This window comes from Shimazuella kribbensis DSM 45090 (genome assembly GCF_000428065.1).
Lineage (GTDB): Bacteria > Bacillota > Bacilli > Thermoactinomycetales > Thermoactinomycetaceae > Shimazuella > Shimazuella kribbensis.
Window position 1 is genome coordinate 168856 of record NZ_ATZF01000002.1, and the last position, 21631, is coordinate 190486.

The following is a 21631-nucleotide window of genomic DNA, read 5'->3' on the forward strand; positions in this document are numbered from 1 at the left end:
ATTGAACACGCTTCTCAACGATTAGGATACGAAAATAATTTGTTTTTAACAATATAATCCAACTTTAGTTGACTATTCAACCTAATTGATGGTATACTTTTTCATATGGTTGACTAGTATACTATATGAATAGAAGGATACTTATGAAAAAAGAAAGCATTGCTAGATGGATTTCCGTGCTACATCGTCAATTTCAAATTTACCTGAACAGAGAGTTAAAAGATTACGATATTAATTCATCTGAATACATCTTTTTGGTTAATCTGTATGAAAAAGATGGTATTTCCCAAGAGCGGCTGTCCACCAATCTATTTATAAACAAAGCTGCTACAGCGCGTGCAATTGGACGACTTGAAAAGCTCGGTTATGTAAAAAGAACCCGGGATCCAAATGACAGCAGAGCGTATTTGGTCACATTAACTACTAAAGGATTAGAGATGCGCAATTTTATTAAAACCAAACTGAATTATTGGACTCAAACGATTTCATCCGGCTTAACAACAGCAGAAGCGGATGACTTAGTCCAAAAGATAAAAAAGATGACGATGAATGCACTGGATGAAATAAAAGGAGACGAATGAGAAGTTAAGTTGAACTTACCTCTGTCAAAATAGACAGATGATAAAAGAGGAGGTCTTCTGTCTAAGCATAAGTTTGCAGGATTGTGAGGAGTTCTTCATTGTATAAATTTCCCTATACTTCCTCTTGTTGAACCGGTATTCCAGCTGATTTTAATGTTTTATTCCAAGAACCGGGACAGATAAGTTCCATAGCTTGGCAAATCTATTTTTTAGTATAATCTTTTATAGAAGTTTATACTAAAATAACCTCCTCTTCTTTCTGTTATATTTTTAGCTTTATTAAGTGAATCTATTAAATCTTGATTTGTATATTTGAAGGTCGACTAAAATGTGCAATTATCTATTAGAAAGAGATATCTTTCATTTTATCTAGAACATCCAACCGAAGAAAGCAGAAACCCTTTCCTAATTAATGCCAAGAGGCTTCTTCGATAATACGAGAAATTAGATACCTATATTTCTCTTGATACTCCAATATTTATATCGCTTATTCTTACGATAAAACGAATATGAAATGATTGCAAAATAATACATTCTTTCAAGGATAGCTCAATTTAAGCTTTATATATAGAATTCTATGGATAAATAATTTAAATATTGGAATCATCCCCTGGCTAGTTGACCAAGGGATATTTTTGTTCAGACAAACTAATTCAAAATCTATAATGTGTATACAGCGATTTATAACTTAAACAAATTGCCAAGACAATCTGAATTATCTGAATAGGCTTAAATAGTTTTTTATTATGATCACTATTATTCATCCCGCTTGGAATCATTTCTTGAGATTACAATTTCTTGATAAATTCTCAGATGAGTCACAAGATCAACTAGTTATAACAACATCAAAACACACAAACATCTATCAAAAATAAAGGCGAAGTGATCCATATGAAAAAAATAACTGGCAGTCTTATGATGGTGGCTCTCTTTATAACATCACTCAATTTACGTCTAGCAATAAATTCAATTTCACCTATTTTAGAAAACATACGAAATGATTTAGGTATGAGTGCTTCTATAGCAAGTTTATTGACCTCCATCCCAGTTTTATGTATGGGAATCTTCTCTCCAATAGCTGCGAAATTAGGAAATCGTTGGGGAATAGAACGTGTTATCGGATGGTCGTTAGCGTTTATTGGTTTTGGAACCATTCTACGGTTCTTTTCAAACTCGACGCTTTTTTTGTTACTCACAGCATTCATTGCAGGAGTAGGAATTGCTGCTGTAGGACCACTATTATCAGGATTTATTAAACGTTACTTTCAAACAAAAGTTCCTTCCATGATTGCTATTTACACAGTTGCACTTACGATTGGAGCTGCACTTGCCTCTGGTTTGACTGCACCATTACAAACAAGTCTAAACTGGCAAGGAGCATTGGCGATTTGGGCGATTTTTGCAATCATCGCAGTACCTGTTTGGTGGTTATTTGTTTTACATCGGATAAAAAAAACTACTAACCAACCTTCCGTTCAACAAGAAGTAAAAATGCCTTGGGGAAATAAAACTGCATGGCTTTTGACACTATCATTCGGACTTATGGCAATGTTGTTTTATTCGGTAACTGCATGGTTACCACCTATTATTCAAAACATGGGATACAGTAAAATGTACGCTGGTAATGTGCTAACTATTTTTGTAGTCGTTCAAATTCCAGTTAGTTTGCTACTTCCGGTACTTCTCAAGCGAATTCCATCTCGTTTGACTTGGCTACTAATTGCATCATCTATGGAATTAATAGGTTTCCTTATGATATTATTCGCTTTTGAACCATGGATTGCAGCTCTATTTATTGGTATTGGTGCTGGATCATTGTTTCCACTTAATTTGCTACTTCCTATTGATGCCACTAAAAATGCCCAAGAAGCTGCTTCATGGGCAGCGATGACTCAATCAATAGGTTATATAATTGGATCAGCAGGGCCTATCCTACTTGGTTGGATTCATGATTCTACAAAAAGCTTCTCATTAGCGATAATAGGAATGGCTATGATTGCTGTAATAATGATGGTAGTTCAAATACTAGCTTCAATTGGACAAGCAAAAGATAAAGATAAAAATAAAACATTAGTTGCCTAGGTGACCTATGAACATCCGTTTGTTTTTTCCAAGCTAATGGAATCTATTTATACCTATATTTCAGCGACTATTAATAAAAAAGCTATACAGTTAAAATAATTATAAATAGAATAAAAGGATTGTAATAAAAAATTACTGCTATTTTTATAGAAAAGAGGCCCATCATGACACAAGAAAACAGAACAGGCATTCGGTATGTAGCCTCTGCATTTCTTTTATGGGGAATTCTCCCACTTTACTGGCACTACATGAACAATGTGCCTGCTCTACAAATACTTGCTAATCGCATTTTTTGGTCTTTCCTGTTTATTGCCATTCTCCTCACCATAAAGAACCAATGGTTTCAAGTAAAACAAGCCTTACAAGATTGGAAAGTGGTTTTCTCTATTTTAGGTTGCTCTATTTTCATCAGTGCTAATTGGTTTATATATATTTGGGCTGTAAATAATGGCCATGTTATTGAGACAAGTTTAGGGTATTATATTAATCCACTCATCAGCATTGCTTTCGGAACGATCTTTCTACAAGAACGATTAAAAAGATGGCAATGGATCGCATTGGTTTTAGCTTTGATAGGTGTCATTATTCAGACCATCGAATTTGGGCAGGTCCCCTGGATAGCACTCTCTTTATCCTTTACATTTGCATTATATGGACTTTCAAAAAAACTACTAAAAGTAGAAGCTATCATTTCCCTTGCATTGGAAACTATGATGGTTGCCCCATTTGCTTTGGGATATTTGTTGTATTTAGAAGGAAGTGGTACTGGTTCGTTTAGTCAAATTCCACTACCTAGTGTGGTTTTACTTATCTTTTCAGGGGTAATCACAGCAATACCACTTCTCTGGTTTGCTCAAGGAGCAAAAAGAGTTCCGTTATCAACAATAGGATTTTTGCAATACTTAGCTCCGACGATTGCTTTAATTCTTGGCGTTTTCTTTTTTCATGAGAGTTTTACTAGGTCCGATTGGATAAGTTTTGGATTCATTTGGATAGCTATTTTTATCTACACTCTTTCGCAGATAAATGGGATACAAAAATGGTTCAAAAAGAAGAAGTTAGTAATGAACAGCCAATAATTTTGTTTCTATATTGTTCATGAAGCCCTTATAAAGGGCTTTTTTTATCCTATGTTTGGGTACAAGGGAAGACTATTTTAATTCTTGCCCTGTTAGCGGGCTTTTCTCTTTGGTAGATCACAGAATATTGTGTAGTTTCATGTAAAAAGTCCATTTATCTCGTGAATTTTAATGCTCTCCTGACTTTTCTTGCAAAAATCAATGGTTTTTCAACAGATTCGATATTAACATAAATCAAACGAGGATTATCAAACAACCACTCGTTGTGTATAGATGATACTTTTATTCCCTGATTGCGAAGTACAGAAATAAATTTCTCGACTTCTTTTTGTAACAGTGCAATTCTCCCTAAACATAACGCTCTGCCACTTCTCTTATTTTTTGACTCAAAAGAGAAAGAAGAAGTGACACCAAATCTCTTGCCCAAAATTGTTGCTTTTATTTGATCGCGTGATATTGTAACCACACATTTCCCACCCGCAAAACCAGCTTTTCCACCTATAATCTTAGCAAACTTACGGCAGAGTGTTTCATTATTGCTCATCATAGATTAATTACCTCCTGTTCACTTATAGGATATGAGTTTGTGAACAGGTTTGAATCGACACATGCCTACTCCGAAACAAAGATACAATCATATTTTCAGGTTGATAACTGGTGCTCCTATAACGATTTTTTAACTAGCTTTACATTATTCTAGATTGCATCACCATGTATTCATACACATCGAAAAATTGACCAGTAAATGGCAAAACAAAACAGATAGCCAAACTCATAAATCATCACTCTCAAAAGTAAATAAAAAAGCGGTGATATACACCATATTATTTAATAATAATTGTCTACTTTCAGGCGTATTTAAAAAAATAAGAAAAAAAGAACCATATGGAGTAAGCAGAATATAATGTCCAGTGACAAAGTTAACTATAATTCGAGGTGGAAACATGAGTACAAAAAAGCAAAGACATACACATGAATTTTTAGGTAGTACAAAGTTAGCAGAACAGGGACAAGATAGGCATAATCACCGCTTTGCAGGAGTTACAAGCCAAGCTATTCCGATAAAAGGCGGAAATCATGTTCATAAAATAATAGCGAATACAGACTTTCTCAATCATCTACACCAAGTTATTATTACAACAGGTCCTGCTATACCTATCGGAAACGGGAAACACATTCATGTTGCAAAAGGTTCTACAACTTTTAATGATGGTCATATTCATAATTTTATATTTGGAACACTTATCGATCGACCTCTTGTATAGATTCACAAAAGGAAAAGCAACCAATGAAAAATTTAGGTTGCTTTTCCTTTTTTATCGCGACAAGGGGACGGTTCTCTTGTCGCATTACACATCTATTAATTTCAGAGTTGATAGATGGAATCAGTTATCACCACAGAATAAAAGATTTGTCATATACATGATATAAAATACTATTCTATCATTTTGAAATTATAAGTATCATTTGCATTTCAATACATCATTTTTCATTACCTTTTCACCCTATTTATCTGTTTTATGTGATAAAATATTCGAAAAAAAGAAAAGGAAATTTGGATCATATGAAAAATACTTTTTCTAAAAATCTAGTAATTTCTACTTTTTTATGGATTGTCTGTATCTTTTTTGTAAATGGATTTGAAAAGGTACTTTTGATACCTGTATTTCTCTTGATACCAGTACTTATATCACTTATTCCTACAATAAAACGAAATGGGAATCATTCCAATTATCACAGACTCCTTTTAACCTATCACCCTTACATAGCAGTAACTATAGGAATAGCGCTTTCATTTTCAACAAATATGGCATCAGGGATGCTATCTATACTTTGGACAATATATACACTAGCTTTATTTTTGTATGGTGTACGACGCTTTATGGAGCGTGGTGGGTATGTACTCGAAGAAAATGCAGTGGATACAAGCTTTCTGCATGCTCTATTTGGTGGAATTACCCTCAGTGTGTATTGCTTTACTGAAGATAAAGTAACAGATCATATTCTGTTGACAACTACACTATATCTTTTTTTTACAGCCATTTTATCTAATTTGTTCATTGGCCTTTTGGGACGTGTTTTACCCCTTGATCGAAGAATTGGAACTGGTTATCGATGGACAGTCAAAGGTATCATGATAAGCACTCTTGTTGTTGGAATTGGCATGCTTACAACCAATTCTTGGGCTCAAAACATAGGTTTATGGATTTACACTTTGTGTATGATCACTTATTGTTTATTCGTATTCTTCCATATGGAAAAAAAGAATTTCATCACCAATCTTTGCATTCGATTATCTGCACTTACATTAGTTGCAACCTCTATTTTGGCTATCATAAATGGTGTATTTCAATTACAAGGATATACATGGATCAATCCAGAACAATGGCTATGGTATCATGAAATCCCTATTGCTGTTGGATTTACATTAGGAATATTTGGATGGTATTATCGAAAGCCGATAGAGAAAAACAATTTATACCAACTCCCTCAAACCAATATAAATGGAGAATCCTATATCGGTAATGATTTCTTACAACGAAATGGATATGAAGATCAAATCGTATCTCATGCTGGTATTGTATCTAACTTGGAAAAGTTCAAAAGAAGTGACCTTATTATAGATCTACTACATCCAAAAGTAATATCTTTTCTTGAAAATACAGCATTATATGATGTTTCCATTCAAGCACGGTGGGCAAAGTCCGCTTGGCTATTTGAAAAATTTCATAAAGCATATTCGAATAAAATACAACAATCAAATATACCCTCTCCTCATGAGGGCATTATACAGCTTGACAGCAAAATTGTTAGTGTGATTAATCATGAGCAATATTGGAATAGAAAATTAAATGCTTGGGTTTGCAGTTATAAGAACACAGGTGAGACTTATATTACTGGTATTTATTCTGATCATGAACATAATGGCGAACGTTATATACACTTCACTATGCCAATACCTAAATTCAATCGAGCAACTATCTATCGGCTGGAACACGGTGTAGATGGATCTCTACAAATAACTTCCGTTCCAAGAAGAGGAGGAACCGGTGACGAGGGTCATTATATCATGACAAAAAACTTTTCTATTCGTTTTCCTTTCAATGAAAATTTCCTTATTTGGATTGATGAATATGGAAGATTACAAGTTACCCATCGTTTTTGGTTTTTTGGAGTAAAAGTCCTTAATATCGAATATGAAATGATTGCAAAATAATACTGCTATTTATCGAACTCCACTTGAACTGTATATAGGAATTCTATGAAATATCCCCTGACTAATTTATCAGGGGATATTTTGGTCCGATTCTTGGTCATCATTAGAAAGATGGTGATGAGGAGGAAACTTAAACTCGGATCTATTTATGGAGTGAATGATTTAGTTGTTTGTTTTGCACTTGTTACTATGTTGTTTCAAGAAATCGATCACGGTTTGATGTGAAGCAACGCCTCCACGAGCTCCCATAATGGTAACAGCTCTTGCTGCCGCTGCATTAGCAAATCGAGCAACTTCTTGTAAATCATCTGTTTGATTTAGAGCATAGAGAAATGAACTGCAAAACGTATCTCCCGCACCAGTAACATCCACCGTTTCTACAGAAATTCCAGGTACCTCAATCTGTTGCTCTCGAGTATGAACTTTGCAACCTTTTTCTGCAAATGTGACCACTACTATCTCCGTTCCGTAATCTAGCAATCGTGAGATTCCTTCTTCATAAGATAGGTCATTTCGATATACATCAAAACCATTCTTATTAAAGAATACAATGTCCATCTCTTTTAAAAATTCTTCATCACCAGGTTCTAGATGAGCTACATCTAGGTCATAGATCATTTTTGCACCACTAGCCCTGATCTTTCTGATGATATCGATTGCATTCATATCACCACAATGCCAATTTCTGATCTCGATGATAGCTGTGTAAACATATTTCGCTTTACACATAGCATCCACGATCTCAGGTGTAATCTCAAAATGTTGAATACCTAAGGTAGGTATAAAAATGGTATGCTCGTCTTCCGTGAGAATGATGATATTTTTAGCATCTGGTAATGTATCGTCATACAATACATAACGATCGTCTATCCCTCTCTGTCGAAGATCCTCACGTAATATCTGTGTAATATTTCCGCTATTAAGAAGAGCAAGAAAATGAACAGATTCCCCATAACCAGCATACACACTAGCTGCATTTGCTATCATACCACCCATGTGTTTATCCAACGTTTCCACTAATACTTTATCTCTCATATTCGGCCAATAAGGTGCTCGATAATATTCATCTAAGGCCACATCTCCAACAAAAAAAGCATACTCTCGTTCCATACTTACCTCCATTTCCCAACTTCTTTCATAAAATGTTGGACATGCTCTACACTCACGTCGCCATCATCCTTGTAAGTATCCTTAAGATAACTACCAACAATAGCAGCATCCGTCTGAGAAAGTTGAACAGCGGCATTCTCAGCAGTCACACCTGCTCCTACAATCAATGGGAAATCATCACCGATAATCGCTCGGAATTTCTGTATTTTGCCGAAGTCCGTTTCAATACCAGTTCCTGAGCCTGTCACAACGATCCCATCACAACGTTGTGTAGCAAGTCTTAAGTCTGTTTCTAAAGAGCGTCCAGATAAATAGGGTTGGTATTTAAAGCGGACACCTCCTAACACATACACTTGACTCTGTCTACGCATTTGACTAATAAATTCATCAAACCCTTTATCCTCTTCTACTGTCAAATGTCCTGCAATCGAATCTATCTGTATGAAATGGGCTCCATATTTATTAGCCAGTTCAAATGATTTGCGATCATCATCGAGTACATTTACACCATAAATAATCTCTTTGCGTTCATGATGAATATATTTCAAAACTTCCTCTACATTTTCCACGTTACCAAAATAGTTTTCAATAATTACTGCATCTATGCCATGATGAATGAGTTGATCAATCTCCTTTTTGGCAATCTCAACCTTTTGCTCATCATTTGTTCCTTTTAAATGAATCATTGCCATGATCGGCTTTTTCACATGAAATAAATCCAAAAAGCCCTTTTTATTCCTTTTCATTGCTTCCACCTCGAATAAAAGCTTTCTTCTGATGACTTAGAGCATCTACTAGATCTCTTCGATGAATGATATTCCCTTTTAATCCTAGTTCTTTTGCAATCTCGCCAATCTGAGGCTCTTTGATCCTAGCTTCTTTTATTACCTCAGCGTTCCAAAATATATTATCTGCTGTATCATCTGCGATGATCTGCTTATTTGCCATAGCCACTACTCTAGTAAAATGGTCAGCAACAAACTCCATATCATGAGTTATGGTAATAACGCTTCTACCCTCATCTTGCAGGGCATCCATCATATTAGAAAGCGTTTTCAATCCTTGTAAATCTTGTCCTGCTGTCGGTTCATCTAAAATAATATAAGGCGTTTCCATTGCTAATACGACAGCAATCGTGATAAACTTACGCAATGAATAGGGAACATCCAAAGGATTCATTTTTAAATAATCCTGGATACCTGTCAGTTCAACAGCTCGATCTCTGCGTCGATCTATGTCTTTTTGATCTAATTTTCTATATTTGAGCATATATTCAACTTCCATCGCCACGGTACTGTTGAATATTTGTTCATCGGGATTTTGAAAAACATAACCCACATAGGCGGAAATTTGAGCTGTTGTTCTCTCTTTGGTGTTGTTACCATCAACGATGACATCACCTGTAGTCGGTTTGTTTAGCCGATTCATCAGCTTGACTGCGGTGGTTTTACCTGCTCCATTTTGACCAATGATAGCAACTCGTTCACCATTGTTGATCACGAGATTAAGATTTTCATTTGCAATATATCCATTGGGGTATGCGAACGTTACGTCTTTCAATTCAATCATCGTTCTTTCCCCCTTTTAAAATCTGCTCAAGAGCTTGTGATTTTGTAATGGGAATGGAATCCATTGCCATATTTTTCTCTCGCATCTCATGACCTAGCAGTGCCACAGATGGAATCGATATACCTCTTTCCATTAAATCCTTACGTGAAAGTATATCTGCTGGAGACCCATAGCTTGCGATTTGGCCTTTCTCAAACACCAAAACTTCATCTGCATATTCTGCAATCAATTCTACCTTATGTTCGACAAGTAAAATCGTTTTTTTCTGCTCTTTCAACATATGAATGATCTCAAACACTTCCGCTGTACTACTTGGATCAAGCTGAGAAGTAGGTTCGTCTATCACCAGAATGTCATGATTCATTACGATAATAGATGCAAAAGCAACCCTTTGACGCTGACCTCCAGAAAGATTATTAGGATTCTTCTTAATCAAATCTTCTAATTTCAACCATTTGACAACTTGAATCGTACGTTCGATCATTTCATCTTTGTCTACCCCTAAATTTTCAAGTCCTAGGGCGATTTCTTCAAAAACAGTCTCTTTTACACCGCTAATCTGCGAAAATGGATTTTGGAAAATATATCCAATCTCTGTAGATAACTGATGATTTTCCCATTCCCGGATGTCTTTTCCCTCTATCAAAACTTGGCCCATCAGTTCCCCTTGATAAAAATGCGGTATAAATCCTCTCACGAGGTTGCACAGAGTTGTTTTCCCACCCCTATTTGCACCAATAATTCCATAGAGTTTTCCTTTTTCAAATGAATAAGTAACATCGTTTAGTGCCCACTCACTTGCAAGCGGGTATTGATAAGAAACCTGTTTTAGTTCGATATAACTCATGCCATCAACCTCCAAACGACAAATCCAATAAAAGCAATATTAGCGGCAATCAAAATTGCTTTCTCCCCAACAGGTAGGGATCGAAGATGACATAAGTGAGTGTTTTTAATCGGCATAGAAAATGCTCTCGCATCCATCGCAATTGCTTTTTCTTCTGCATTTGAAATTGCTCCTAAAAACAATGGACCTAAGATTGGAATAAATGCCTTAATCCGTTGGCGTATATTTCCCTCTGTTTCAATTCCCCTTGCACGTTGGGAATCCAAAATCACTTTTGACATTTCTCCCAAATCAATTATCGATTGAAAAGAAGAAAGGATAACATAAGAAATCACTCGTGACGCTCCCAGCTTTTCTATCATATACATGAAATCTTTCGCTCGAGTGACAATGCTATATAAGATGATCGCCCCGCATATTGCTACGACTAAAGTAGAAAATTGTAGGCCGCTATCTACTCCTTCTTGGGTGATGTTGATAAACCAGAGTTTATATAGCAGATTTTCTCCTGGTATAAACAATGCCCTTAACACAAAGAGTAACAAACCCACCATTAAACCAAATCGCAAATACAAGCGAGTGAAACGTTTGAAACAACCTGCTACAAGCGCTACTAAGAAATAGAAAATAATGATCATAACATTCCATTTCCAACTCTGTACCGTAATCGGGATAATGAATAGGATGATGAGTAGATTCAATTTGCTCAGTGGATTCATATCTAATATCCAATTATTTGTAAGTTGCGGTTTTTTAAAGGAATAGGCAAATTCATAATCCATTCGAACGTTCCTTTCACTATATTTAAAAGCACAAACATTCCCTTATCGTCAGATTCCTTTGGTGTCTGCTTTTTCTTTGATGAATAACTTACCTTGAGGGAGCTTGACTAATGTTTTGGCAGGAATCCGTTGTAATATAAGGAATACAATGATTACTGTAGGAATTTTATCAAGAATATCTGCAAAAAACTCTGTGATAAATACTCCTGTATTCGCGGAAAAACCCATTTGCATGAGAATTCCTGTAATAGCACCTGTCGTTCCAGCACCAAGCCCACCAAAGAACCAATAGGTAATTCTAGAACCTAATCCTCCTCCTACAATCGCAAAAGCGAGCGCTGAAAGTGTCGTTTTCCATAGGCTATTAAAAACACCTCTCTTGGCTAAGAAACCAGCAAGTAATCCAAACAATACATTAAGAATGATATAAGCCATATTGGTTGGATTCGTAATAGAATTCAATATATTGGAGATCGCTCCAACAATTGCACCTGGAATCCCTCCGCACAAGGCTCCGACTGCAATCGTTCCAATTGAATCAAGATAAATGGGAAGCTTTAATAATAAGATAATTTGTCCGCATATAAAGTTAACTGCAACGCCAATTGGAATTAAAAAAATGGTTAATTTGTGCGATTGTTTCATGGTAAATCCCTCCTTGATGTCATTAAAAAATGGACTCAGTTCTACTATATGTTTGCTGAAATCTACTTTATCTTATTTGTTTACGCCACCTCCTTTCCATAATCAGCACTCCAATAAATTCCGACAAAACAATCCGTTTCTACTCTGCAAAATTTAAATCATTATTGATACTTGTCATGATTTTCACTTCCACACTAGGTGCGCAAATAATTTTGACCTTTTCTATCTCCACATCATTTCCATCGAAAATGCTGCCCTCTACTTTCATCAGCGCAACTTCGGATTCATCAACTTTCAATAGTTCCCTGATCTGCGGCGTAATCCCCTCTGGAACTAGTTTTATTTCTGCACGTTTTGGGAAAATATGATAATCATTTCTGAATACATGGTATAAAGACTCCTTTTCAAAGTCATAACGATCTAACCCTGGAAACAAATAGAGAGGTATATGAGAGATATCAACCATCAAATAATTGACTGTGTCATCTCTTTTCACGCCTCTTGCTCGAACTAATTTATAGTATTCCTTTCCATCTAATGAGACTTTTTTTTGTTCCAACACCTTGGATGAAGGAGTTTCTTTTCTATTTTTTAACCCATCTGTAAAACCACCGAAGTTGGTCATCGTATAATTGATAGGTCTTAACAAAACAAAGGTGCCTTTCCCTTGTATTTGTTGAACTAATCCTTCATTCACTAACAAAGCAATTGCCTTTCGTATCGTTCCTCTAGTAGATTGTAGCGCTTTCATTAATTCCGTTTCAGAAGGAATTGCCTCTCCATTTTTGTATTCTCCGTTTAAAATTCGACTTCTCAGTTTGCTATAAACTTGAATATACAAAGGAACAAAATCATCTTTATTAAGCAATCTATAACACTCCACTTCCATTGTAAATAAAATTCATATAGTCATCCACTCGTGTGTACAAGTTCATTTTAACTTAATACTATTATATAAGTCAATCCTATCTTATAGGGTAGGGATTCACTATGTATCATGCAAAAGGAAACGCTCTATAACGTGAAAAAAAGACTTGTTTTTCTAGAAAAAATGAAGAAATCTAAACAAACTACCTTGCTTGGCTGTCCAGTGTCCTGTAGTAGGATAGATTCGTCATTTCCTTTCTATCTGTTGCCCGACTCAGGTTCACTCATCTGTCTGTTGACTCTCTTTACCTACTAACTGTACTATTACCTTATAACACTAATACAAAAATACCAAATCAATAGGAAATGGGTAAGAGAGGGGAAATACAAATTGGCTGTTTGGTGGGTTTTGTTTCAGAAAGAATTTCGACTCACACGTCTATTTTGGATCGTGAATTTACTAGTTTTATTAACCATCGGGATAGGAGGTATCTACTTAGCTAATAGCTCTCACTCCGGGATAGCAAGTTTATCACTATTTGTTCTAATAATCTGGCACCATTTTTATCTGTTAGCATATCTCCTATTTAATCTGTACGAAGAAGAAATACATGGTTCCTTATGGTTACAATCCCCTCAATCAGGATGGATCTTACTTTCCGCCAAATTTTTTGCAGGGGTTATCCTTATGTTTCTATCATTACTACTAACATTCACATTTTTCTGGACAACCTTGCATTTTGATTTTTCAACAACAAATAATAACTCATTTTTGGCTGTCACTACACAACTATTTAAGCAACATGCCATTGAACTGTTTATTTTCATCCCATTTCGTTCTCTACTTCTCGCTTCCCTTGGATTTTTGTTTTACTTCATTGGAAATCTACTTCGAGACAAGCTGAAAGCATGGAGATGGACATTTATCCTCGTCTTATTTGTAAGTTGTCTACTACTCATTCGTCTTTTACATGGAATTTCAACAGCAAACCCAATCTTTCATTTTGGCTCAATAAACTTATTAGACGTAACAAAAATAATTTCTACCGAATTAGCACCGAATTCCCCTTTTCTACATTTGTTTCAAAATATATTTGGACAACCATTATACTGGAGTGATTTGTTGTACGGTCTTCTCCTAACAATTGCTTGTTTTTTTACTGTGGGGTGGATGCTAGACCGGAAAGTTGAGGTGTAAAACACGATGGGAAAAGATTTCTCTAGTAAAACTCCTATTTATTTGCAAATTATTCAACACATCTGCAGCCAAATTATACGCGGTGATCTTCAACCAGGGGAAAAACTCCCTTCTGTTCGAGAAATGGCCTTGAAAATGGGAGTTAATCCAAACACTATTCAAAGAGTTTATATGGAATTAGAACGAGAGTCGTTAGCGGAAGCTCGCCGAGGGCAAGGGACCTTTGTCACTGAAAACAGAGATCGATTGCAACAACTCCGTCTTGACTTAAAACATGATCGAATCAAAACATTTATTGCTGATATGACAGAAATGGGTTTTACTACAGAAGAAATTTCCTTAGGATTAGTTGAATACTTTGCTAAATCATTAAATGAGGGGGACAAGTAGATGGTGGATCCTGTAATTACATTTGAACATGTTACCAAAATGATATACAACAAAAAGATCATCCATGATATTCATTTCCAACTTCCAAAAGGAAAAATTATCGGAATGGTAGGACCGAATGGTTCTGGTAAATCAACTATTTTAAAATTAATGGCTGGATTGATTCTCCCTAGCAAAGGTAACATATCGTTATATGGTAATCACATTACACGTCGAAGTTCACAATCTATAGCATATTTACCAGAAAAAAGTGGATACTATCCGTTTTATACTGTTCGTGAGACCATTTCCTACCACAATCGTATCTATAAAGACTTTAATTTAGAAAAAGCAACTGACATGATAAAGTTTATGAGGTTAAATGCAAACGAAAAAGTTTCTTCTCTTTCAAAAGGACATGTGAGTCGGCTTAAAATCGTGTTAGCTCTATCTAGACAAGCCCCACTTATCTTACTTGATGAGCCACTTACTGGGCTTGATCCTATGATGAGAGCATCTATTATAAAAGGATTAATTGCTTTTCTGGATATTCCAGAACAAACTATTGTGATTACTACTCATGAAGTAATGGAAATAGAGCCCTTGTTAGATATGGTTCTAGCCATTCGAAATGGTGAAATAATTAAATTTGATGACTTAGATAATATAAGAGAATTAGCGGGTGGAAATTTACTAGATTGGATGACGAATACTTATACTTAAAACAAGCCAACCATGAGAATAGAACTCAGGGTTGGTTTTTTTGTATATCCGTAGTTACAGCAACACTATTCAAATACAAATGGATTCAACTTTAAAAATAAATAAAAAACAGATTGACTTATCCTGGTGATCGAGTGTACTATTTATGTAGTTCACTAATACACAAATAATGGAGGATTTTTAAATGAGAGATAAAAAAACCGCTCAACTCGAAAAATTAGTCCAATACCAACATCCTGAAAAAATAATAAACTATATCCAAAATATGAACAAAGAAAAAATCGCTAACCTTTTTGGGTTAGAAATAGATTCATATTTAGCAATAAAAAAAATATTCGACCAAAATGTATTACAAGCAGCCCAAGAATTACTAGATGATTCTTCTTTTGCCAAGCAGATAGATCAACTTCCTTTTTTAGCTGGATCCAAAATAATGGCTATTGGAGATAGCATTACAGATGACAGTAATTCTTGGTTTGAAATCCTTAAACAAATATTACATTTGCATCGACCAAAAGATTCATTCATTTTTATAAACAATGGTGTTACAGGTTATACCAGTGGTCAGCTACTCCGAAATATTACAACATATATTCAGCAAAAGCCGGATTGGGTATTCTGTCTCGTTGGCGGAAATGATGTCTTGCGAATTGGAAATGCGGTTGGAAAAAATTATGTAAGTGTAGACGAAACCACAAAAAACTTATCTGCTATCAGAGATATTACCCAAATACAAACACAAGCTACCTGGGTATGGATGACACCACCACAAATTATAGAGAACCGCGCTAGTGCAAACCCCTATTTCCAACAACTCCAATTAAGTTGGTCTAATGATGACCTTCAGGATATCAGAGAACGTATTCTCCAGTTCCCTGAATTTGTAATTGATATTCAAGACAGTTTCGGTAGCCCTGTAGACCCTGATTGGATGCTTGAAGATGGGATTCATCCATCACTAGAAGGACAAAAACAGATTGTAAAATCGGTAGTGAATAGACTAACCAGTTAGTTTCACATGCCAAAATTACTTTAATGGAAGAAGAGATGAAGCTGCATAAGGAGGAGTCAATATGAAACTTATCGTTTTCGGAGGGACTGGGGGTACTGGAAAAGAAGTTTTAAAACAGTCTCTGGAAGCAGGGCATGAAGTAACTGCAATCGTCAGAAATCCTCATGAACTCAAAATGAAACATAAATTATTACAGATAGTAAAAGGAGATGTATTAGATGTCTCTACAATCCAATCATACATGGAAAAACAAGATGCGGTTGTCTCTTGTTTAGGAGTTAAGAAACGTGAACCAACTTCCCTCTACTCCAGAGGAAGCTCCCATATTTTGCAGCTAATGCAAGAATATCATGTGAATCGATTTATTTGTCTATCTTCATCAGGTCTTGAAATTCCAGCTGATCTACCTTTTTACCAGAAATGGGTCATCTATTCGATCATTCAGCCTATGTATAAGTATGCTTATGCGGACATGAAACAAATGGAGGAAATAGTAAAAAAAAGTGGAGTAAATTGGACGATCATACGCCCTCCAAGATTGACAAACGGTCCCATTACTACTAATTATCGTACATCCCTAAATAAACACCTTGCCAAAGCTCAAGGCATTTCACGCTCTGATCTCGCCCATCTCATGTTAACTATGATAGAAGATACAAAAACATTTCAAACCACAATAGAGGTATCTTATTAAATACAGCTCGTAACGTAGGAAAATCCTTATCTTTTCAAGTATTGGGATCTCTCTCTTAAGTGTACTATTTACACATTACACTAATACATTTTTTCGGAGGTACTGCTATGGTGCAATCCAATTGCATTGAACTAAACGAAGTCCAGAAGAAATATGGCAAAAAAATCGTTTTACAAAATACATCATTACAGATAAACCATTCGGAAATCTTTTGTCTACTGGGGCCATCTGGCTCCGGTAAAACAACAATGGTGAAACTTATTTCAGGCATTGACACCGCAAATAAAGGAGAAGTTCATGTACTAGGAAAGAAAATGCCAGATCTAGAGCTGTTTCATCAAATAGGCTACATGGCACAAGCCGATGCATTGTATAACGAATTAACAGGAATGGAAAATCTAGAATTTTTCGCCTCCCTATATGGTCTACAGGGTACAAAGCAAACAGATCGAATAATGGAAGTGATGGAACTTGTGAACCTCACTTCCGATCTTAAAACACTAGTAAAGAAATATTCGGGAGGAATGAGACGTCGACTTTCGCTTGCCATTGCTCTATTACATGCTCCTTCTATCCTTATATTGGACGAACCAACAGTTGGTATTGATCCAATATTAAGACAATCTATTTGGAAAGAACTCCGTAAATTAAGCCAATCTGGCACTACTATTCTCGTAACAACTCATGTAATGGATGAAGCAGAACGTTGTGATCGACTCGGTATGATATACAAAGGGCAATTAATCGCTGTTGATACACCCCAACAACTAAAGCAACAAATTGGAGTCACATCACTGGAAGAAGCATTTTTGTTCTATGGAGGAGGGGATAAAAAATGAGAATCCGATCATTAGTTCTTAGAATAGTACGTGAATTCATACGAGACAAAAGATCTCTTGCATTAATTATCGTTGCGCCTATCATGATATTAACCCTTATGTCCTTCATATTAACTGGTGAGGAATACCAACCAAAATTAAATGTAATAGGTCTATCTCCTTCTCTTACCAAAAAACTAGAATCAAGTGGTGCAAAATTATATAAAAAAACAACAGTCCAAGCCGATCGAGCACTTAAAAATAGAGAGATCGACGCTATCTTAACTGCAAATATGCAAACGATAAATATCAAGTTGGAAGGCAGCGATCCTGCTAAAAACAAATTTGTTCTTCGTTTCGTACAAACTAGCCTGCAAAGTAAAATGCCATCAGAGATAAGGATCATCCTTTCTGTTACTTATTTGCACGGGTCTAAAGATATGAGCTCCTTTGATGCAGATGGCCCTATTTTAATTGGTTTCTTTTCCTTTTTCTTTGTTTTTATTATTTCTGGAGTATCATTTTTACGTGAACGAACTAGCGGAACACTCGAACGGTTATTGGCTACTCCTTTGAGACGCTGGGAGTTAGTAATCGGATATGTATTTGGATTTGGAATCTTCATGACGATCCAGGCATGTTTGATTACATGGTATTCTACCCAAGTTCTGGATATGATGATGGTCGGTTCGTTTAGCTATCTATTACTTGTTACTCTATTGTTAGCTATATCTGCTTTAACCCTTGGAACTCTTTTGTCTTCTTTTGCTAACAACGAGCTCCAGATGGTGCAATTTATTCCTTTGGTAATTGTGCCTCAAGTTATTTTTTCTGGTCTCTTTCCATTAGATGGCATGAATCCAGGAATTCGTTATCTTAGTCTGTTCATGCCACTTCGATATGGTGCAGATGCATTAACTGACATTATGATCCGAGGAAAAGGATGGTCTGATATTTCCACTGATGTCTTTGCGCTTATCACATTTGCATTGATTTTCATTCTCTTAAATATTCTTGTCTTGCGTAAATATAGAAAAATATAAAATCATTCCACCAGGTCATTTAGAAAGGAAGATGTATATGAAGCGAATTACAGTAGTGGAAAGAAAGTGGTGGCTTTCTTTTCATCTTCTTTTTGTTGTAGGTCTTCTTGGTCACATCATGGCATTTCTTGTACTAAGCATAGCAACTCTAATCAATCCAAATTTTACTACATTGAATGCTAGTTATATAGGTATGCATTTCATGGAGAAGTCACTAGTTCCTATCTCTGCATTAGGTACTGTTATTACAGGCATATATCTGTCTGTAAGGACAAAATGGGGATTATTTGATTTTTATTGGATTATTGTAAAAGAAATCCTAACGGTGATATCGATTGCAATTGGAATACTTGGAATCAAATTTTGGACTCTAAAAGCGATTACGATCCTTGCTGATAAAGGCACACAAGCTAATGCAGACCCCGTTTTTGTAGTAAATAATGAATATCTTTTCATTGGTATTCTAATCAATTTCATTTCTCTAACAGCAATGGTTATCATTTCTGTATTTAAGCCTTGGGGCCAACAAAAAAAGCCTCTTCAGCCTACTAGATAGATTTTTTCAAAAAAATAGAAAGAGGTTATATACATGTATGATCTTATTTATCGTATTGATCAAAGTCTTATGTTGCTATTGATCCTCTTATGGGCTTTTGTAACAAATCGTTTTAGCAGACTTCCCTATCGCAAGTCGAAACTAAATTTAAAACGAAGTATTCATCGCTTACTTGTCGTAGTGTATGTCACGCTCATCATCACAGTTGGGAAAATGATCACGGTTGTGTTGCTGAGTACCTATGGCTGGTTGTTTATTGAAGAAAGAATGATGCTTGTTTTACCTCTGCTCATCCCATCGACGCTCTCTGTTCTATTGTTAACACTTCCAAATATAATAAAAATTTCTAAAGATAGTGCAGATAACTCCCAAATACCACTTGATGAAAGTGACCAAGTTGCATTAACCACAGCAAATTTGGTTGTACCTGTACAAGCCACTCTTCTTAGTTCTTTGATCGGTTACTATTTCTCGCTTTTTCAGTATTCTTTTTCTCTGACCTTCCTTCATTCCTTCTATATATGGTTTATTTTCGCAATCGCAATCTCACTATTATGGACATTACAAAATCGACGAAACAAATTATTCATACAATCTGGCTATAGTACAAATACAAAAAAAAGACTCTCCCGAATCGTCACATCCATTTTAGTCGTGTTACTAGTAGCAGGAAGTTGGTTTGTTTACTATACACAGGCATCTGCCCTTCCCAAGCAATACAACATGGGCATCAATCAATCCGAAGAGTCGCAAACAAACTCCCAGCACCATCATGTGATGAATGAGAATAAATCTGCTAAAACCCAGAGCCTTACTGATTTCAAAGGCCCCCAAAAAGGAAAACCTGATCATCAATTTCACCTTGTTGCTCAAAAAAAGAAACTCAAACTTCGTTCTGGTAAAACCATAGATGCATGGACTTTCAACGGAAAAGCTCCAGGTCCAGAGCTACAAGTTAAACAAGGTGATTTAGTAGAAGTTATTTTGAAAAACAAAGATATTCCAGAAGGAGTAACCATTCACTGGCATGGATATAATGTTCCCAATGCTGAAGATGGTGTCGCTGGTGTAACACAAAACTCCATTAAACCTGGTAAAACTTATATTTATCGATTTCAGGCAAAGCAAACGGGAACCTATTGGTATCACTCGCATCAGCAGTCTGCAAGCGCTGTTTCAAAAGGATTATTTGGTTCTTTGGTAGTTCTACCTAAAGATCATGAAAAACAGATTACAAAAGATATTACTGTCGTTTATCATGCTTGGCAAACATCTCAAAGTACCGATCTCATTCCATCCTTTGGTTTATCTGATAACTTAGAAAAACAAATAATTCAACCAGGTATTCCTGTCCGGCTCCGACTAATCAATACAGGTGACGAACCACAAATTTTCCAATTAACAGGTTCCTCATTCAAGGTCATGTCTATTGATGGAAATAACATACAATCTCCTACGAATATCAAAAATAAACAATTGTTAATAGGAGCTGGTGGACGATATGATATTCTGTTTACGATGCCTGAAAATCCAGTTAGACTTTCTAGTCATGACGGACTAGGAAAATTAACACCTGGTATACTTTTTATTACTAATCTCCAAAATCAAAAATCACCAGTTATTGATCCAAAAGCGCCTATTTTTGATCCATCGAACTATGGTACTTCTACAACTACTCCATTTATAAGTACAAGTAAATTTGATCGTAATTACTTACTTGTTTTGGATAATAGGCTTGGCTTTTATGATGGAAAAATCCATGCATTATTTACAATCAATGGTCGTGTTTTTCCTGATACACCAATGTTAATGGTCAAACAAGGAGAACTAGTAAAAACAACCTTTGTAAATCGCGGAGCGGTGGATCATCCTATGCATCTACATGGCCATACCATGCTCGTACTATCTCGCAATAGGAAATCCATAACGGGAAGCCCTTGGTGGACCGATACACTAAATGTAGCACCTGGTGAAACGTATGAAATTGCGTTTAAAGCGGATAATCCAGGAATTTGGATGGATCATTGTCACAACCTTACCCATGCAACAGTTGGGATGACCATGCATTTGGGCTATGAAGGAATTACTACTCCTTTCCAAGCAGGTTCTTCTACCCCAAATCAACCTGAATAACACAAAAATCACACAATCCTTAAAATCAGGATCGTGTGGTTTTCTGTAAAATCACCTCTTTCGCTTAAACATAACATTTTATCCAGTAATTCATAGATCGCATGTTGATTTCCATCACTCGGAAGGAGTCCATCACAATTCTTTTTGTAATCCTGCAATAATATACTTATATACCGTTTTACTTTAAGAGGTATAAATACAAGTTTCTTTTATATGTAAAAATCAAAATGAGAAGAAAAGTGCTGAAAAAAGATTTTTTAGGAGGATCGATCGGACAACCCCCTTTTGGAACGTAGCGCACTCCTT

At 35.8% G+C, this 21631-nt stretch carries 22 protein-coding genes; 14 read left to right on the forward strand and 8 right to left on the reverse strand.

The genetic code is table 11. From position 1 onward, the window contains the following. The first annotated feature begins 143 nt into the window (after positions 1–143). The 3 genes from A3GQ_RS23370 to rarD all read left to right on the forward strand — a co-directional run bounded on the left by A3GQ_RS23370 (position 144) and on the right by rarD (position 3742). Positions 144–581, forward strand: a complete 438-nt coding sequence (locus tag A3GQ_RS23370; RefSeq protein ID WP_037463963.1) for a MarR family winged helix-turn-helix transcriptional regulator — start codon at positions 144–146, stop codon at positions 579–581. An 891-nt stretch (positions 582–1472) separates the two neighbouring features. Beyond that, positions 1473–2663 carry an MFS transporter gene (locus tag A3GQ_RS0104270; RefSeq protein WP_028775999.1) on the forward strand — a complete coding sequence of 397 codons (1191 nt, stop codon included), beginning with the start codon at positions 1473–1475 and terminating at the stop codon, positions 2661–2663. A gap of 164 nt (positions 2664–2827) precedes the next feature. Beyond that, entirely contained in the window at positions 2828–3742 is a 915-nt protein-coding gene (rarD, locus tag A3GQ_RS0104275) for an EamA family transporter RarD (protein WP_037463965.1), read from the forward strand. A gap of 154 nt (positions 3743–3896) precedes the next feature. Here the strand turns inward: rarD and A3GQ_RS0104280 are convergent, their stop codons facing one another. After that, entirely contained in the window at positions 3897–4289 is a 393-nt protein-coding gene (locus tag A3GQ_RS0104280) for a DUF1259 domain-containing protein (protein ID WP_028776001.1), read from the reverse strand. Between the two features lie 397 nt (positions 4290–4686). On the opposite strand from A3GQ_RS0104280, the gene A3GQ_RS0104285 reads away from it, so the two are divergent. Together A3GQ_RS0104285 and A3GQ_RS0104290 are read left to right on the forward strand one after the other, a co-directional pair. Next, entirely contained in the window at positions 4687–5007 is a 321-nt protein-coding gene (locus A3GQ_RS0104285; RefSeq protein WP_051271199.1) for a YmaF family protein, read from the forward strand. A gap of 299 nt (positions 5008–5306) precedes the next feature. Continuing rightward, positions 5307–6959, forward strand: coding sequence for a YndJ family transporter (locus A3GQ_RS0104290; RefSeq protein ID WP_028776003.1), 1653 nt, complete (start codon positions 5307–5309; stop codon positions 6957–6959). A 162-nt stretch (positions 6960–7121) separates the two neighbouring features. Here A3GQ_RS0104290 and A3GQ_RS25550 read toward each other — a convergent pair whose 3' ends face one another. From A3GQ_RS25550 to A3GQ_RS0104325, 7 genes are all read right to left on the reverse strand, one after another. After that, positions 7122–8069, reverse strand: coding sequence for a carbohydrate kinase family protein (locus A3GQ_RS25550; RefSeq protein ID WP_028776004.1), 948 nt, complete (start codon positions 8067–8069; stop codon positions 7122–7124). 2 nt (positions 8070–8071) lie between these two features. Continuing rightward, positions 8072–8815, reverse strand: coding sequence for a BtpA/SgcQ family protein (locus A3GQ_RS0104300; RefSeq protein WP_037463967.1), 744 nt, complete (start codon positions 8813–8815; stop codon positions 8072–8074). Next, positions 8802–9638, reverse strand: a complete 837-nt coding sequence (locus A3GQ_RS0104305; RefSeq protein ID WP_028776006.1) for an energy-coupling factor ABC transporter ATP-binding protein — start codon at positions 9636–9638, stop codon at positions 8802–8804. Before A3GQ_RS0104305 ends, A3GQ_RS0104300 begins: the two co-directional genes overlap by 14 nt. Further along, complete coding sequence (locus A3GQ_RS0104310) at positions 9631–10485, reverse strand: energy-coupling factor ABC transporter ATP-binding protein (RefSeq protein WP_028776007.1); 855 nt, start codon at positions 10483–10485, stop codon at positions 9631–9633. The genes A3GQ_RS0104305 and A3GQ_RS0104310 overlap by 8 nt, the downstream gene beginning before the upstream one ends. Further along, on the reverse strand, positions 10482–11267 hold the full coding sequence (locus A3GQ_RS0104315; protein WP_028776008.1) for an energy-coupling factor transporter transmembrane component T: 786 nt from the start codon (positions 11265–11267) through the stop codon (positions 10482–10484). Before A3GQ_RS0104315 ends, A3GQ_RS0104310 begins: the two co-directional genes overlap by 4 nt. Positions 11268–11315: 48 nt before the next feature. After that, the gene (locus A3GQ_RS0104320) at positions 11316–11912 is read right to left on the reverse strand and encodes a hypothetical protein (RefSeq protein ID WP_028776009.1); all 597 of its coding nucleotides are present in this window, start codon (positions 11910–11912) and stop codon (positions 11316–11318) included. Between the two features lie 139 nt (positions 11913–12051). After that, entirely contained in the window at positions 12052–12780 is a 729-nt protein-coding gene (locus tag A3GQ_RS0104325; protein ID WP_028776010.1) for a GntR family transcriptional regulator, read from the reverse strand. 390 nt (positions 12781–13170) lie between these two features. On the opposite strand from A3GQ_RS0104325, the gene A3GQ_RS0104330 reads away from it, so the two are divergent. The 9 genes from A3GQ_RS0104330 (at position 13171) to A3GQ_RS0104370 (ending at position 21325) form a co-directional block, all read left to right on the forward strand. Then, a complete protein-coding gene (locus A3GQ_RS0104330) occupies positions 13171–13977 on the forward strand; it encodes an LTA synthase family protein (RefSeq protein ID WP_028776011.1) in 807 nt (268 codons plus the stop codon). A 6-nt stretch (positions 13978–13983) separates the two neighbouring features. Beyond that, positions 13984–14367 carry a GntR family transcriptional regulator gene (locus tag A3GQ_RS0104335; protein ID WP_028776012.1) on the forward strand — a complete coding sequence of 128 codons (384 nt, stop codon included), beginning with the start codon at positions 13984–13986 and terminating at the stop codon, positions 14365–14367. After that, entirely contained in the window at positions 14368–15069 is a 702-nt protein-coding gene (locus A3GQ_RS0104340) for an ABC transporter ATP-binding protein (protein WP_028776013.1), read from the forward strand. A gap of 184 nt (positions 15070–15253) precedes the next feature. Then, positions 15254–16081, forward strand: a complete 828-nt coding sequence (locus A3GQ_RS0104345) for an SGNH/GDSL hydrolase family protein (RefSeq protein ID WP_028776014.1) — start codon at positions 15254–15256, stop codon at positions 16079–16081. Between the two features lie 61 nt (positions 16082–16142). Continuing rightward, positions 16143–16775, forward strand: coding sequence for an NAD(P)-dependent oxidoreductase (locus tag A3GQ_RS0104350; protein ID WP_028776015.1), 633 nt, complete (start codon positions 16143–16145; stop codon positions 16773–16775). Positions 16776–16882: 107 nt separating this feature from the next. Then, positions 16883–17614 carry an ABC transporter ATP-binding protein gene (locus tag A3GQ_RS0104355; RefSeq protein WP_028776016.1) on the forward strand — a complete coding sequence of 244 codons (732 nt, stop codon included), beginning with the start codon at positions 16883–16885 and terminating at the stop codon, positions 17612–17614. Continuing rightward, positions 17611–18636, forward strand: coding sequence for an ABC transporter permease (locus A3GQ_RS0104360; RefSeq protein ID WP_028776017.1), 1026 nt, complete (start codon positions 17611–17613; stop codon positions 18634–18636). The genes A3GQ_RS0104355 and A3GQ_RS0104360 overlap by 4 nt, the downstream gene beginning before the upstream one ends. Positions 18637–18673: 37 nt before the next feature. Next, positions 18674–19192 (forward strand): hypothetical protein, encoded by a 519-nt coding sequence (locus A3GQ_RS0104365; protein ID WP_028776018.1) that lies wholly within the window; start codon positions 18674–18676, stop codon positions 19190–19192. 33 nt (positions 19193–19225) lie between these two features. Next, positions 19226–21325 (forward strand): multicopper oxidase family protein, encoded by a 2100-nt coding sequence (locus A3GQ_RS0104370; protein ID WP_028776019.1) that lies wholly within the window; start codon positions 19226–19228, stop codon positions 21323–21325. Positions 21326–21631: the final 306 nt, after the last annotated feature.

What these genes read in the sequence shown, in the direction of transcription:
- A3GQ_RS0104290 (WP_028776003.1), top strand. Translation starts at nt 5,307, where the DNA reads ATGAAAAATACTTTTTCTAAAAATCTAGTAATTTCTACTTTTTTATGG.
- rarD (WP_037463965.1), top strand. Translation starts at nt 2,828, where the DNA reads ATGACACAAGAAAACAGAACAGGCATTCGGTATGTAGCCTCTGCATTT.
- A3GQ_RS0104310 (WP_028776007.1), bottom strand. Translation starts at nt 10,485, where the DNA reads ATGAGTTATATCGAACTAAAACAGGTTTCTTATCAATACCCGCTTGCA.
- A3GQ_RS0104305 (WP_028776006.1), bottom strand. Translation starts at nt 9,638, where the DNA reads ATGATTGAATTGAAAGACGTAACGTTCGCATACCCCAATGGATATATT.
- A3GQ_RS0104285 (WP_051271199.1), top strand. Translation starts at nt 4,687, where the DNA reads ATGAGTACAAAAAAGCAAAGACATACACATGAATTTTTAGGTAGTACA.
- A3GQ_RS0104340 (WP_028776013.1), top strand. Translation starts at nt 14,368, where the DNA reads ATGGTGGATCCTGTAATTACATTTGAACATGTTACCAAAATGATATAC.
- A3GQ_RS0104280 (WP_028776001.1), bottom strand. Translation starts at nt 4,289, where the DNA reads ATGATGAGCAATAATGAAACACTCTGCCGTAAGTTTGCTAAGATTATA.
- A3GQ_RS0104335 (WP_028776012.1), top strand. Translation starts at nt 13,984, where the DNA reads ATGGGAAAAGATTTCTCTAGTAAAACTCCTATTTATTTGCAAATTATT.
- A3GQ_RS0104370 (WP_028776019.1), top strand. Translation starts at nt 19,226, where the DNA reads ATGTATGATCTTATTTATCGTATTGATCAAAGTCTTATGTTGCTATTG.
- A3GQ_RS0104350 (WP_028776015.1), top strand. Translation starts at nt 16,143, where the DNA reads ATGAAACTTATCGTTTTCGGAGGGACTGGGGGTACTGGAAAAGAAGTT.
- A3GQ_RS0104355 (WP_028776016.1), top strand. Translation starts at nt 16,883, where the DNA reads ATGGTGCAATCCAATTGCATTGAACTAAACGAAGTCCAGAAGAAATAT.
- A3GQ_RS23370 (WP_037463963.1), top strand. Translation starts at nt 144, where the DNA reads ATGAAAAAAGAAAGCATTGCTAGATGGATTTCCGTGCTACATCGTCAA.
- A3GQ_RS0104320 (WP_028776009.1), bottom strand. Translation starts at nt 11,912, where the DNA reads ATGAAACAATCGCACAAATTAACCATTTTTTTAATTCCAATTGGCGTT.
- A3GQ_RS0104270 (WP_028775999.1), top strand. Translation starts at nt 1,473, where the DNA reads ATGAAAAAAATAACTGGCAGTCTTATGATGGTGGCTCTCTTTATAACA.
- A3GQ_RS0104365 (WP_028776018.1), top strand. Translation starts at nt 18,674, where the DNA reads ATGAAGCGAATTACAGTAGTGGAAAGAAAGTGGTGGCTTTCTTTTCAT.
- A3GQ_RS0104315 (WP_028776008.1), bottom strand. Translation starts at nt 11,267, where the DNA reads ATGGATTATGAATTTGCCTATTCCTTTAAAAAACCGCAACTTACAAAT.
- A3GQ_RS0104360 (WP_028776017.1), top strand. Translation starts at nt 17,611, where the DNA reads ATGAGAATCCGATCATTAGTTCTTAGAATAGTACGTGAATTCATACGA.
- A3GQ_RS0104345 (WP_028776014.1), top strand. Translation starts at nt 15,254, where the DNA reads ATGAGAGATAAAAAAACCGCTCAACTCGAAAAATTAGTCCAATACCAA.
- A3GQ_RS0104300 (WP_037463967.1), bottom strand. Translation starts at nt 8,815, where the DNA reads ATGAAAAGGAATAAAAAGGGCTTTTTGGATTTATTTCATGTGAAAAAG.
- A3GQ_RS25550 (WP_028776004.1), bottom strand. Translation starts at nt 8,069, where the DNA reads ATGGAACGAGAGTATGCTTTTTTTGTTGGAGATGTGGCCTTAGATGAA.